The organism is Kitasatospora cineracea (genome assembly GCF_003751605.1).
Lineage (GTDB): Bacteria > Actinomycetota > Actinomycetes > Streptomycetales > Streptomycetaceae > Kitasatospora > Kitasatospora cineracea.
Map to the genome: position 1 here is coordinate 4243682 of NZ_RJVJ01000001.1, position 13351 is coordinate 4257032.

Consider the following 13351-nt stretch of genomic DNA (forward strand, 5'->3'; position numbering starts at 1 on the left):
GTCAGTCCATCGCGTTCGCCACGACGGTGGCCGGGTTGGCGAGGCTGCCGGTCAGCGGTAGGTGCCGGGAGCTGTCGCCGACCAGGATCTGGTAACTGCCCGCCGTGGCGGTCCAGTTGCCGCTGCCGGTGTCCCAGTGCGCCAGGTTGTGCGCCGTCACGGTGAAGCTGACGGTGCCGGACGCGCCGGGGGCCAGGGTGATCCGTTGGAAGCCCTTGAGCTGGTGCGGGGGCTCCCCGGTGTCGGCGGGGGCGCCGACGTACAGCTGGGCGACCTCGGTGCCGGCCCGGCCGCCGGTGTTGGTGACGGTCGCGGTGACGGTGGCCCGGCCGCCGCTGAGCGGGCCGACCTGGAGGCCGGAGAAGGCGAAGGTGGTGTAGGACAGGCCGTGGCCGAACGGGAAGAGCGGGGTGAGGTTGTTGCTGTCGTACCAGCGGTAGCCGATCTTCAGGCCCTCGGAGTACTGCACGGTGCCGCCGGTGCCGGGCCACTGGGCGGGGGTGTTGGCCGGGACCTGGGAGAGCGCGGCGGGGAAGGTGATCGGCAGGTGCCCGGACGGGTTGACGTCGCCGAACAGCAGCGCGGCGATGGCCTCGCCGAACTCCTGGCCCTGGTAGAAGCCCTCGAAGACGCCCGCGACCTGGTTCAGCCAGGGCATCATGACCGCCGAGTTGTCGCTGAGCACCACGACGGTGTTCGGGTTGGCCGCGGCCACCGCCGAGATCAGCGCGTTCTGGTTGCCGGGCAGGTCGAGGGTGGCGGTGTCGGCCGTCTCGTGGCCGTAGTCGTCGGCGGCGAAGACGATCGCCACGTTCGACGCCTTGGCGAGCGCGACCGCGGCCGCCTGGTCGGTGCCGTCGTCGTAGGCGACGGTGGTGCCGGTTCCCGCGGTGCGCTGCTGGAGGCCGTACAGCGGGGTGTAGGTGCCGGAGCTGGTGGCGTTGCCGCTGCCGCCGCCGGAGGTGAGGGTGCCGGGACCGGCCTGGGTGCCGATCACGGCGATCGAGCGGCCCGCGTTCGCGTCCAGCGGCAGCAGGCCGTTGTTCTTGAGCAGCACGGTGCCCTCCTCGGCGCCGCGCAGGGCGACCGCGCGGTGGGCGGGGGTGGCGACGATCGCGGTCTTGGAGCCGCTGGGCGCCTTGTCGAACAGGCCGAAGCGGAACATCTGGGTCAGCACCCGGGAGACCATGGTGTCGAAGGTCGCCTGGCTGACCCGGCCGTCGGCGACGGCCTGCAGCAGCGGGGCGGCGAAGAAGCCGTTGAACGGCATCTCGACCGTCTCGCCCGCGTTGGCGGACGGCACGGTGGAGTGGATGCCGCCCCAGTCCGAGGTGATGAACCCCTGGAAGCCCGCCTGCTGGTACATCGCGACGTTCTCCAGCGCCGGGTTCTGGCACGAGTACTCGCCGTTGACCATGCTGTAGCCGCACATCAGCGCCGCCGCGCCGCCCTTCTCGATCGCGGTCTGGAAGGCGGGCAGGTAGATCTCCTGCAGGGTGCGGGCGTCGACGATCTCGTTGCCGGGCGCGGACGGCTGCTCGACGTTGTACGCGGCGACGTGCTTGACCTCGGCCATCACGCCCTGGCTCTGCAGGCCCTGGACGTCCGCACTGGCGATCTGCCCGCTCAGGTACGGGTCCTCGCCGAAGGTCTCGTAGGCCCGGCCCCAGCGCGGGTCGCGCACCATGTTGACCGTCGGGCCGAGCGAGACGTGCACGCCCTTGCCGGCGAACTCCTGGCCGACCGCGACGCCGAACTCGTGCACGTAGTCCGGGTCGAAGGTGGCCGCGGACACCTCCCCGTCCGGGAACTGGGTGACGCCGCCGAGGCCGTCGCCGACGCCGCTCGGGCCGTCCTCCAGGTTGAGGTCGGGGATGCACAGCTCGGGCTGCCCGGCGATCTGCCCGATGTAGACGTCGGAGCCGTCGCCGTACAGCATCTTGTCCTTCTGCTCCTGCGTCATCGCGCCCATCAGCTGGGCGACCCGGGTGGCGACCGGCAGGTTCGGCTGGTTCAGCCACGGACAGCTGCCCGGGGCGGGCTTCGGCGCGGGCGGCGGGATGGTGACGGTCCGGTCGCCGACGGTGCGCACGGCCAGTTCCCAGAGCGAGACGCCGTACCCGGTGGCCCGGGCGGTGGTGTACAGCCGCAGGTAGCGGCCGGTGCCGGTGACGTCGACCTTCTGGGTGCCGCCGGTGCCGGCGGTGGTGGAGTAGACACTCGTCCACTTGGCGTTGTCGTCGGACAGCTCGATCCGGAACCCGGTGGCGTAGGCGTTCTCCCACTGCAGCACCACCTGGCAGACCGGCAGGCTCCCGCCGAGGTCGACCACGATCCACTGCGGGTCGCCGACCGCGCTCGACCAGCGGGTCAGCGTGCTGCCGTCGGTCGCGTAGAACGCGTCGTACGCCGGGTTGGCGTCCTCGGTGGAGGAGCCGCTGGCGGGGTGCCCGAGCGCCGCGTTGACGGTGCCGCAACTCCCGTTCCCACCCGTGGAAGTGGGCGTGGGGGACGGTGTCGGGGTGCTGCCGCCCCCGCCGGTGAAGACCTGGAACTCCCAGAGCGAGTAGCCGTACGCGGTGCCCCGGGCGGTGCCGTACATCCGGACGTAGCGGCCGGTGCCGGTGACGTCCAGCGCCTGCGTGCCGCCGGTGCCGGTGGCGGTGGAGTAGACACTCGTCCAGTTCGCCCCGTCGGCGGAGACCTGCACCTGGAACGCCGTGGCGTACGCGGCCTCCCAGGCCAGCGAGACCCGGCAGACCGGCAGCACCGCACCGAGGTCGACCTGGAGCCACTGCGGGTCGGCGGCGGCGCTGGACCACCGGGTGCCGCCGTCGCCGTCCACGGCGGCCGCGGCCGAGAAGGCGGCGCTCTGCTCGGAGGAGGCGGTGACCGGCCGGTCCAGTGCGGCGTTCTGGGCGCCGCAGGCGGCGCCGCCCCCGCCGCCCGTCCCGGCGGTGCCGTACACCTGGAACTCCCAGAGCGAGTAGCCGTACTGGGTGGTGCGGGCGGTGCCGTACATCCGCACGTAGCGGCCGGTGCCGGAGACGTTCAGCGTCTCGGTGCCGCCCGCGCCGGTGCTGGTGGAGTAGACACTCGTCCAGTTCGCCCCGTCGGCGGAGACCTGCACCTGGAACGCCGTGGCGTACGCGGCCTCCCAGGCCAGCGAGACCCGGCAGACCGGCAGCACCGCACCGAGGTCGACCTGGAGCCACTGCGGGTCGGCGGCGGCGCTGGACCACCGGGTGCCGCCGTCGCCGTCCACGGCGGCCGCGGCCGAGAAGGCGGCGCTCTGCTCGGAGGAGGCGGTGACCGGCCGGTCCAGTGCGGCGTTCTGGGCGCCGCAGGCGGCGCCGCCCCCGCCGCCCGTCCCGGCGGTGCCGTACACCTGGAACTCCCAGAGCGAGTAGCCGTACTGGGTGGTGCGGGCGGTGCCGTACATCCGCACGTAGCGGCCGGTGCCGGAGACGTTCAGCGTCTCGGTGCCGCCCGCGCCGGTGCTGGTGGAGTAGACACTCGTCCAGTTGGCGCCGTCGTTCGAGGTCTGGATCTGGTAGGACTTCGCGGCCGCGGTCTCCCAGCGCAGCACGACCTGGCTGAGCGTCGCGGCGGCGCCCAGGTCGACCTGGAGCCACTGCGGGTCGGCGGCGGCGGAGGACCAACGGGTGCCGTTGTCGCCGTCGACGGCGGCCGAGGCGGGCGTGCCGGCGTTCTCGGCGGACGAGGCGGTGGCGGGCCGGCCCTGGGAGAGCAGCGTCGGGGCGGCCTGCGCGGCGGGCGTGCCCGCGACCAGCAGGGTGGTGAGCAGGGCCAGGACGGCGAGGGCCGCCGTCCACAGCGTGCTGACGGTGCGTCGGGGCGCCGGGGCGAAGCCCGGCGGGCGTGCCGAACGTGCGTTCACGGTTCTCCGTAAGGTGTTGGTCGGCCCGGGAGGGCCGGATGTGGCTAACGGTTCTCTGCCTTCAGTGGCTTGCGAGGAGTGGCCGTCCGGCTCTTCGGGGCGCCCTGGCTGCTGATTGAGATGTGCGCGCTGTGTGCGGTCGCTGTTTACGGAGACGATGGCGGGGTGTTCCTCGGGCCGATGAAATGCAGGCGGGATCGAGGAGGGGCGAGTGGGAGAGCGAAGTGCCCGTGCTTGGGCGGGTGTTGACGCCGGCAAGGGCCATCACTGGGCGGCCGTGGTCGACGAGGCCGGCACAACGCTGTGGTCGAAGAAGATCGTCAACGACGAGACGGCGATCCTGACCGCGCTCGGCGAAATCCTGGAGCTGGCCGAGCAGGTCCACTGGGCGGTGGACATCTCCGGCACCGCCTCGGCACTGCTGCTGGCCCTGCTCGCCGCCCACGGCCAGCAGGCCGTCTACGTGCCCGGACGCACCGTCAACCGCATGGCCGGCGCCTACCGGGGCGAGGCGAAGACCGACGCCCGCGACGCCTACGTCATCGCCGAAACCTCCCGTCAGCGAAGGGACTTCGCTGCGATCGAGGTGCCCGCCCAGCTCGCGGCGGACCTCGCACTGCTGACTGCGCACCGATCGGACCTGGTCGCCGACCGCGTGCGGATGATCAACCGGCTCCGCGACGTGCTCACCGGCATCTTCCCCGCCCTGGAACGGGCCTTCGACTACTCCGCGCACAAGGGCGCCCTGGTCCTGCTGACCGGCTACCAGACCCCGGCCGCCCTGCGCCGCCGGGGCCGGGCCCGGCTGACGGCCTGGCTCGCCAACCGGAGCGTGCGCGGCGCCGACGCGGTCGCCGCGACCGCGCTGGAGGCCGCCGAGGCCCAGCGCACCGTGCTGCCCGGCGAGGACGTCGCCGCCGCGATCGTCGCCGACCTCGCCGCACAGATCCTGGCCCTGGACGACCGGTTGAAGCGGATCGACAAGCAGATCCGCGACACCTTCCGTGCCCACCCGCAGGCCGAGATCATCGAGTCCCTGCCCGGCATCGGGCCGATACTCGGCGCCGAGCTCGTCGTCGCCGCCGGGGACCTGGCCGCCTACGCGGACGCCGGCCACCTCGCCTCGGCGGCCGGGCTGGTGCCCGTCCCCCGCGATTCCGGTCGCCGCACCGGCAACATGCACCGGCCGAAACGCTACAGTCGCCGCCTGCGACGGGTGTTCTACATGTCCGCGCAGACCAGCATCATGCGGGACGGGCCGAACCGGGACTTCTACCTCAAGAAGCGCGCCGAGGGCTGCAAGCACGTCCAGGCGATCATCGCCCTCGCCCGCCGCCGGGTCAGCGTCCTGTGGGCGCTCCTGCGCAACAATCGGATCTTCACCCCCGTTCTGAACGCGCAGGCAGCTTGACTCGGTCATTGAGACTCCTCGCAGACAGGGGGTGGGGGACGCGCCGGGGCTCAGTAGCCGACGGCGACCTCGAGCCACTGCGGGTTCGCGTGCGAGACGTACGAGGACTGGCCGGCGTAGTCGTCGTACGGGAAGCCGTACGCCAGGCCGTCGATCGCGCGGTCGTGCCAGAACTCGGCGTAGTAGTTGGCCGGGCCCGCCGCGTAGTACTTCGTCGGGTCGGACCACTGCGACTGCGGCAGCGTAGCGACGTGCCGGTTCAGCGCCGAACACATGCCCGGGTCGGCGGCCATGGTGCCCGCGCAGCCGAAGATGTTCGAGGTGGACTCGTTGACGCCGACCGAACTCGCGTACGCCGTGAAGTAGTTCGCGTTCACGCCGCCGGTCCGGAAGCTCGGGTCGCTGCCCGGCGCGATGATCCGGTACGGGGCCTCGGTCTGCGCCAGCACCTTGAACTCCTGGGGGACGGCGTCCGCGAAGTCCTGGAACAGCTGCGCCCGGCTCTCGTCGAACACCGACCGGGCGTCACCGACCTGTACGTCGTAGCCGTCGGCCGCGTGCAGCCGCATCGCCAGCGGCAGCGCCCAGGCGTCCACCCGGGTGGTGTTGCCGTTGAAGACGTCCGGGCCGACGGTGAACTCGATGAAGTCGGCGTACCTGCTGGTCGGCGAACCGAGGTAGAAGTACATCCGGCCGGAGGAGTTGGCGGGCATGTCGAGGTACGGCTGCTCGGCGATCGAGTGCACCTGGCCGTTGAAGCTCCAGTACACCTGGCTGTCCGGGTAGGCGCCGTTGGTGCGGTTCAGCACCTTCACCGTCAGCACGTTCTTCGCGGCCGGAATGCTGCCGGTGTCGCCCCAGAACGGGTCGGCGGGCGGCGTGCTGCTGCTCGAACTCGGGCTGGGGGAAGGGGAGTTGCTGCCATCCGTGGTAGTGAAGACCTGGAACTCCCAGAGCGAGTAGCCGTACGCGGTGGTGCGGGCGGTGCCGTACACCCGCACGTAGCGGCCGGTGCCGGTGACGTCGAGCGTCTCGGTGCCGCCGGTGCCGGTGCTGGTGGAGTAGACACTCGTCCAGTTGGTGCCGTCGTTCGAGGTCTGGATCTGGTACGCCTTCGCGGCCGCGGTCTCCCACTGCAACCGGACCCGGCAGACGGTCCGGCTGGAGCCGAGGTCGACCTGCAGCCACTGCGGGTCGCCGAACGCGCTGGACCAGCGGGTGCCGGCGTCGCCGTCGACGGCGGCCGAGGCGGGCGTCCCGGCGTTCTCGGCGGACGAGGCGGTGGCCGGGCGTCCCTGCGCGGCGTTCGACGTCCCGCAGCTGCTCGGTGCGGCGCCGTAGACCTGGAACTCCCAGAGTGAGTAGCCGTACTGGGTGGCGCGCTGGGTGCCGTACACCCGCACGTAGCGGCCGGTGCCGGTGACGTTCAGGGTCTCGGTGCCGCCGGTGCCGGTGCTGGTGGAGTAGACACTCGTCCAGTTGGTGCCGTCGTCCGAGGTCTGGATCCGGTACGCCTTCGCGTACGCGGCCTCCCACCGCAGGACGACCTGACCGACCGGTTGGCTGGAGCCGAGGTCGACCTGGAGCCACTGCGGGTCGGCGGCGGCGGAGGACCAGCGGGTGCCGGCGTCGCCGTCGACGGCGGCCGAGGCGGGCGTGCCGGCGTTCTCGGTGGACGAGGCGGTGGCGGGCCGGCCCTGCGAGAGCAGCGCCCCGGCGGCGTGGGCGGTCGGTGCCGGGGCCAGGGCGAGCAGCAGGCTCGCCAGCAGGGCGGTGACGGCGAGCAGGGCGCACAGCGGCGCCCTCCAGCGGAGATGGGGGCGTGGTGCGAGCATCTGACGGCTCCTCGGGTGCGCGTGCAGGTGGGGGAGTGGGGTGTGCGGTCGCGCAGCGAGAGAGAGGGGAGCGCTGAGAGCGCTCTCTCGCCCCAGCAGTGTGATGACCTGGCAGAATTCATGTCAAGCGGGAGAGCGCTCTCCCATTTCGGCGCCCGCCACCGCCCCCGAACCGGCACGTCGAAGCGGGGGCGGCCCGCACCGGAAGCCGGGATTCCGCCCCGCGCGGAGGGGCGGGCCGGGGCGCGGCTAGGGTGCGTGGGTACGCCAACCATCTCGGAGGCCCGCGTTCCCATGGAGTTCCGCCCGGCATCCCGCGTCAGCCTGAGGGAGCGTGTCCGTCCCGAGCGCCCCGAGCGCCCCGAGCGCCCTGAGCGCCTTGAGCGCCCCGAGCGTCCGGCCCGCCGGCTGCCGGACCCGGCGGTCCGCCGGCACCGCCTGGCCCTGCAACTGTGCTTCGGGATACCCGGGTTCGCGCTCGCCACCTGGGTCACCCGGACCCCCGACGTCCGCGACCGGCTCGACGCCTCCACCGCCGAGATGGGCCTGGTGCTCTTCGGGATGTCGATCGGCTCGATGCTCGGCATCCTGGTGGCCGGCGCCCTGGTGGCCCGGTTTTCCACCCGGCCCGTCGTCATCACCGGCATGGTCCTGGTGCTGGCCAGTTCGGGCACCACGGCGCTCGGCGCGGCCCTCTCCTCCGCGCCGCTGGTCGCCTTCGGCCTGCTGCTGATCGGCGCGGGCATGGGCCTGTCGGAAGTCGCCAGCAACGTCGACGGCGCCGAGGTGGAACGCGCCTACGGCCGCCCCGTCCTGCCCGCCCTGCACGGCTGCTACAGCCTGGGCACCCTGCTCGGCGCCGCCCTCGGCGCGGGCGGCGCGGCGATCGGCCTCCCCGTCCCCTGGCACCTGGCCGCCGTCCTGCTCGTGACGTCCACCCTGTTCGTCCTCGCCCTCCCGGGCCTGCGACCCGGCCTCGGCCGCGCCACCGCCGACCCCTCCGCCCCGGCGTCGGCGGGACGGCGGCCCGCCCTCGACCCGCGGCTGCTGATGATCGGCGGCGTGGTGTTCGCCATGACGCTGGCCGAGGGCGCCGCCACCGACTGGCTGCCGCTGCTGATGGTCGACGGCCACGACATGCCGGCCGGCCTCGGCTCGCTGGTCTACGCCGGGTTCGCCGCCGCCATGGCCGCCGGACGCTTCGCCGGCGGCCCCGCCGTCGCCCGGTTCGGCCGGCCCGTGATGCTCGGCGGCGGCGCACTGCTCACCGCCACCGGCATCGCCCTGGTCTCCTTCGCCGACTCCCCGACCGCCGCGGGCTGCGCCGTCCTGCTCTGGGGCCTCGGCACCTCCCTCGGCTTCCCGCTGGCGCTCTCCGCCGCCGGCGAGTCCGGCCCCGACACCACCGCCCGGATCACCTTCACCTCCCGGATCGGCTACGTCGCCCTGCTCGCGGGCCCCCCGTCCCTCGGCTTCCTCGGCGACCACCGCGGCCTGCGCACCGCCATGCTCCCGGTCCTCCTCCTCACCCTCGCCGCCGCCACCCTCTCCCCGGCCACCGGGCCCCGCCCCACCTCGACCCCGGCCCCGCTCCCGACTCCCGACGAAACCTGAACCCCGCCCCACCCGGTCCGGTGCCGGAAACCCGGCCGCCCACGCGGGGCGACCGCCCTTTCAACCATCGTTCCGCCGCCGGAGCACGCATCCGGCTCCTCGGTCCGCCGCGTCGGACACGTGGGGCAGGATGACGCCATGAGTCAGCAGATCTTGCCCCCGTCGGAGTCGTGGCGCCGGATCGATGCCTGGCTGGCGATGCATTCGGCTTTCGACCTTGCGGCGCTCAACCCGCCGGCGACAGCGGACGAGGTCCGGGACGCGGAACAGGCCCTCGGCATCCAGCTGCCCGGCGACCTCGTCGAGTCCCTGCGTTGCCACAACGGGCTGAGCACTTGGGCGACCCTCCTCCCCGAGCAGTCCCCACTGTCGGTGAGCGGAATCGTGGACCGCTGGCAGACCCGCATGGACGTCGCGACCGAGAACGACGGCCTGACCACCCGCCCGTGGGACGACGAACCCTGGTGGCACCCTCTCTGGGTGCCCTGGGCCGAGAGCGCCGACGGCGTGGCCCAGGTGATCGACCAACGGCCCAACCCGAACCCGGGGCGCCTGGGCTGGGCAGGCCACAGCGGCGGCGGCGACTTCACCGATTCATGGCCTGGGCTCGCGCATCTCCTCCACGCCGTCGCACAAGCGCTCCACGACGGTGGAGGAGTCCGCGACCTGCACCCCTACCTCACCGAGGAGGGCAACCTGTGGTGGGACGAGGAGGACTCCCACGAGTTGAACGGTCAGCCACTGAGGCCGGCTCCGGTCGGACTGCCCTGACGGTCAAACTGGATTGAACGGCACGAGAAGTGCGATCTGGCCGACTCCTGGATGGCGCCACGGTTGCAGATCGTGGACGTGGTGACCGGTGACGCTGCCGTGATCGACCCACAGGACCGGGCGGGCGCCCCCGGCCCGTCTCCGTGGCAGGCGCCCGGAAGCGGTCGGTCAGGGCTTGGCCGGGGCCGGGGCCGGGGCGGCGCTCAGTGGGGTGTTGCGGAAGGAGAGGAGGACGGCGAGGGCGCAGCCGCAGGTGAGGGACCAGTCGGCGAGGTTCATCACGCTGAAGTTGTTGACGGCGATGAAGTCGACGACGGCTCCCTGGAGGTTGCCGGGGGCGCGGAAGAGACGGTCCGTCAGGTTGCCGAGGGCGCCGCCGAGCAGGAGGCCGAGGGCGATCGCCCAGGGGGTGCTGGCCAGGCGGCGGGAGAGGCGGACGACGGTGACGGCGACGGCGGTGGCGATCAGGGTGAAGACGATGGTGGTGGTCTCGCCGATGCTGAGCGCGGCGCCGGAGTTGCGCTGAACCTGCAGCACCAGCCAGTCGCCGATCAGGTGGACGGGCGCGCGGCCCTCGAGTCCGGCGACCACCGCGATCTTGCTGGCCAGGTCGAGGGCGTACGCGGTGGCGGTGACCGCCCAGAGCAGCAGCAGGACGCGCCGGGGTGCGGAGGGCGCGGGAGGTGCGGGGGTGCCCGTCGGGTCGCTGGCTGTCATGTCCGGTCTGCTCTCCTCGGGTTCCTGGCACCCGCCGGGCTGCGGGTGGTTCTCTCCTGGGAGGACGGTATCCGGGACGCTCCCGGCCCGGCTGCCCGGCCCCGGCCCCGCCGTCCGGCCCCGGGCGGGAGCCGGTGCAACGGGGCGGCCGAGTCCCGGAGTGCGGGCCCGTGGGGTCAGGATTCCGGCTGGGTGACGGTCAGGCCCCAGTGGACGTCCGGGGTGGAGGTCTGGACGCCGACGTAGAAGGAGCGGCCCTGTTCGGGGGCGACGGTGGTGGTGGCGGTGGTGGTCGTGCCGGGGAGGCAGGGGGTGGTGAAGGTGACGGGGGTGGGGTCGCCGTACTGGGCGGTGAAGGTGACGCGGGCCTCGGCGGGGGCGTCGGTGGTGAGGCAGGCGAGGGTGACGGTGACGGGGAGGCCGGCCGGGTTGGCGCCGCCGGTGACGGCGCCGCCGTCGCCGATCCACTCGGGGATCCAGATCAGGCCGTCGGGACCCGGGTAGGGGATGACCTGCCCGGTGCCGGGAGTGCCGTGGGCGGTGGCGGTGGCGGTGGCGGTGGCGGTGGCGGCGGGGGAGGGCGAGTCGGCGGAGGCCGTGGTGGCGGCGGTGGCTGCGAGCACGGCGGCGGCAGCGGCGGTCGCGGCGAGACGGGTGCGCTTCATGGTGGTGTTCCCCCTCGGTGGCGCCGGGAGCGGGCTCCCGGCGTGGCGGATTGCCGACGTGTGCGAACAGTATCGTTCGGCACGGACACCGGCACCTGAGTACGGGTACTCAGGTGCCGGTGGCGGAACGCCGGTGCGGGGAAGGTCAGCTGACGGTGCGGCAGACCGTTCCGTTCAGGCGGAACACCGTCGGGGACGGGTTGGCGCCGTTGTTGGCGCCGACGAAGCCGAACTCGGCGGAGCTGCCGCCGTTCGGCGCCAGGTGGGCGTTGTACTGGCCGTTGGTGACCCGGACGTGCTGGCCGGTGGAGGCGATGTCGGCGTTCCACCAGGAGTTGACGGACTGTCCGGTGGAGGGCCAGTCGAAGTCCACGGTCCAGCCGTTCAGGTCCGCCGGGCCGAGGTTGTTCACCACCACGTCGGCCACGAAGCCGTTGCCCCAGCCACTGGTCACCTGGTACGAGACGGTGCAGGTGCTGGTGGCGGGGGTGCCGGTGGTGAAGGTGAGCGGGACGGAGGGCCGGGAGAGGTGGCCGGCCTGGTCGCGGGCCAGCACGTTGACGGTGTGCCGGGAGCCCGGCGGCAGGTTGTAGAGGGTGGCCGAGGTGCCGGTGGACGAGCCGAGCAACTGGACGGTGGTGCCCAGCTGTTCGTAGACCTCGTAGCGGTCCACGGCGCCGGTCGCGGCGGGCCAGCTCAGGGTGGCGGTACTGGCGTCCACGGCGGTGGTGCGCGGGGTGCCGGGCGCGCCGACGGTGGCGGCGGCGGAGCCGGTGCCGGCCGCGGGGTGCACGGTCAGCACGGTGAGCGAGTACGGGGCGAGGGTCGCCGAGGTGGCGGTGGCGGTGCCGGTGGCGTCGACCAGGCCGGTGTCACCGGGTGCCCAGCGCTGCACCGCGGGGGCGGCGGTCCCGGCGGTGAAGCCCAGGTAGCGCAGGTCCACGGTGCGGGCGGCGGTGGAGTTCTTGTTCAGCAGCAGCACGCTGAGGTCGCCGTTGGCGCGCAGCACCGCGTGCGAGGAGACCTCGGGGCCGGAGGCGGCGGAGGCCACCATGGTGTCGCCCGGGTCGCTGAGCGCACCGAGCGCCTTGATGCCGTAGTACGGCGCGAACGGGGTGTTCACGGCCGGTTCGCAGACGCTGCCGTTGCAGGCGCCGCTGGACAGCATGCCCATGTCGCCGTAGTCGGTCTCGTCGCCGACGGTGGTGATCGGGCCGACGCCGTTGTGGGTGTCCCACCAGTCGACGGTGAAGACGCCGTTCTCCAGCGCGGTGCTCATCGCCTCCGCCGCGAACAGGCCGTTCGGGCGGCTGGTGAGGGCGCCGTTGCCGGACTCGGAGTTGACCTCGGTCATGGCGATGCCGATCTTCGCCGAGTCGGCGCCCGCGTACCGGTCCAGCAGGTTGCGCACCTCGCGCAGCTCGCCGGGCAGTTGCTGGACGGCGGCCAGCGTCCGGTCGCCGCCACCGGCGTTCGGGTACCAGTGGACGCTGACGAAGTCGACGTCGTGCGCGACGGCGGCCAGCACGGTGTGGTTCCAGTCGCCGCTGTCGCCGCCCGCGACGATGCCGTCCGGCCAGTTGCCGGGCATGGTGAGCACCGCGCCGATCTTCACCGTCGGGTCGACGGCCTTCATCGCCGCGGCGTACGCCTTGACCTCCCGGGCGTACTGGTCCGGGGTCTTGTCGGCGTGGGTGTCGTTCTCCCAGCCGCTGCCGTAGACGCCGTTGCCGTAGATCTCGTTGCCGATCTCCCAGTACTTCGCGCCGTAGCCCTTGGTGACGTTGGCGTACCGGACCCAGTCCGCGGCCTCCTGGGCGGTGCCCGAGCCGTAGTTGGCGATCAGGATCGGCTGGGCGCCGGTGGCCTGCACCGTCCCCATGAACGCGTCGAAGCCGGTGCCCGGGGCGACGTAGCCGCCCGGCGCGCTGTTGTCGATCCAGTGGTAGATGTCCGCGTACGAGCCGCCCGGGTAGCGCAGCGCGCCGATCCCGGCGTCCCGGTAGAGCGAGGCCACCTGGGGGTCGTTCATGTGCGAGTCCCAGATGGCGGTGTTGGCGCCGAGCGCGGCCTGGCCGACGGTGCCCAGGCCCGCGCCGGCGTTCACCGTGACGGTGGTGTCCGCGGCGGGGGCGGGGTCCGCGGCGGCGGGGGCGGACAGCGGCAGCGCCGCCGCGAGCACGGCCAGGGCGGCCGAGGCCGTCGCGGCGAGCGGGCGGCGCAGCCCGGCGGATCTCCTGCGGAACAGCATGGGGGTGGTTCCTCCCGGGTGGGGCGTCGGCCCGGGGCCACGCCACGGAGGCCACCGAGCCGGACGGGGACGGGGGACGGCCGGGCGGCGTACGGTGCCGCGGCGGCCGGCGCTTGGGAGCGCTCCCATGGTGGGAAGGGGGAGCGGACCTGTCAATCCGCGGCCCGGACCGCCGGACGTCCCCGC

8 protein-coding genes are annotated in these 13351 nt (G+C 73.1%); 3 read left to right on the forward strand and 5 right to left on the reverse strand.

From position 1 onward, the window contains the following. Position 1: 1 nt before the first annotated feature. Positions 2-3838: a discoidin domain-containing protein gene (locus EDD39_RS42105; protein ID WP_123560598.1), complete on the reverse strand. Its 3837-nt coding sequence runs from the start codon at positions 3836-3838 to the stop codon at positions 2-4. A gap of 274 nt (positions 3839-4112) precedes the next feature. Between EDD39_RS42105 and EDD39_RS19315 the strand changes: the two genes are divergently transcribed. Beyond that, positions 4113-5312 (forward strand): IS110 family RNA-guided transposase, encoded by a 1200-nt coding sequence (locus EDD39_RS19315; protein ID WP_123557681.1) that lies wholly within the window; start codon positions 4113-4115, stop codon positions 5310-5312. Positions 5313-5362: 50 nt separating this feature from the next. Here EDD39_RS19315 and EDD39_RS42715 read toward each other — a convergent pair whose 3' ends face one another. Next, on the reverse strand, positions 5363-7147 hold the full coding sequence (locus EDD39_RS42715; protein ID WP_123557683.1) for a discoidin domain-containing protein: 1785 nt from the start codon (positions 7145-7147) through the stop codon (positions 5363-5365). A gap of 294 nt (positions 7148-7441) precedes the next feature. On the opposite strand from EDD39_RS42715, the gene EDD39_RS19325 reads away from it, so the two are divergent. Both EDD39_RS19325 and EDD39_RS19330 read left to right on the forward strand, forming a co-directional pair. Beyond that, positions 7442-8761 carry an MFS transporter gene (locus EDD39_RS19325; RefSeq protein WP_123557684.1) on the forward strand — a complete coding sequence of 440 codons (1320 nt, stop codon included), beginning with the start codon at positions 7442-7444 and terminating at the stop codon, positions 8759-8761. A 138-nt stretch (positions 8762-8899) separates the two neighbouring features. Continuing rightward, positions 8900-9532 carry an SMI1/KNR4 family protein gene (locus EDD39_RS19330; RefSeq protein ID WP_123557686.1) on the forward strand — a complete coding sequence of 211 codons (633 nt, stop codon included), beginning with the start codon at positions 8900-8902 and terminating at the stop codon, positions 9530-9532. A 168-nt stretch (positions 9533-9700) separates the two neighbouring features. On the opposite strand, the gene EDD39_RS19335 is transcribed toward EDD39_RS19330, so the two are convergent. The 3 genes from EDD39_RS19335 to EDD39_RS19345 form a co-directional block, all read right to left on the reverse strand. Beyond that, complete coding sequence (locus tag EDD39_RS19335; RefSeq protein WP_123557687.1) at positions 9701-10249, reverse strand: signal peptidase II; 549 nt, start codon at positions 10247-10249, stop codon at positions 9701-9703. A 176-nt stretch (positions 10250-10425) separates the two neighbouring features. Next, positions 10426-10914 carry a hypothetical protein gene (locus tag EDD39_RS39670; RefSeq protein ID WP_162870063.1) on the reverse strand — a complete coding sequence of 163 codons (489 nt, stop codon included), beginning with the start codon at positions 10912-10914 and terminating at the stop codon, positions 10426-10428. 145 nt (positions 10915-11059) lie between these two features. After that, on the reverse strand, positions 11060-13165 hold the full coding sequence (locus EDD39_RS19345) for a cellulose binding domain-containing protein (RefSeq protein ID WP_123557689.1): 2106 nt from the start codon (positions 13163-13165) through the stop codon (positions 11060-11062). Positions 13166-13351 lie beyond the last annotated feature (186 nt).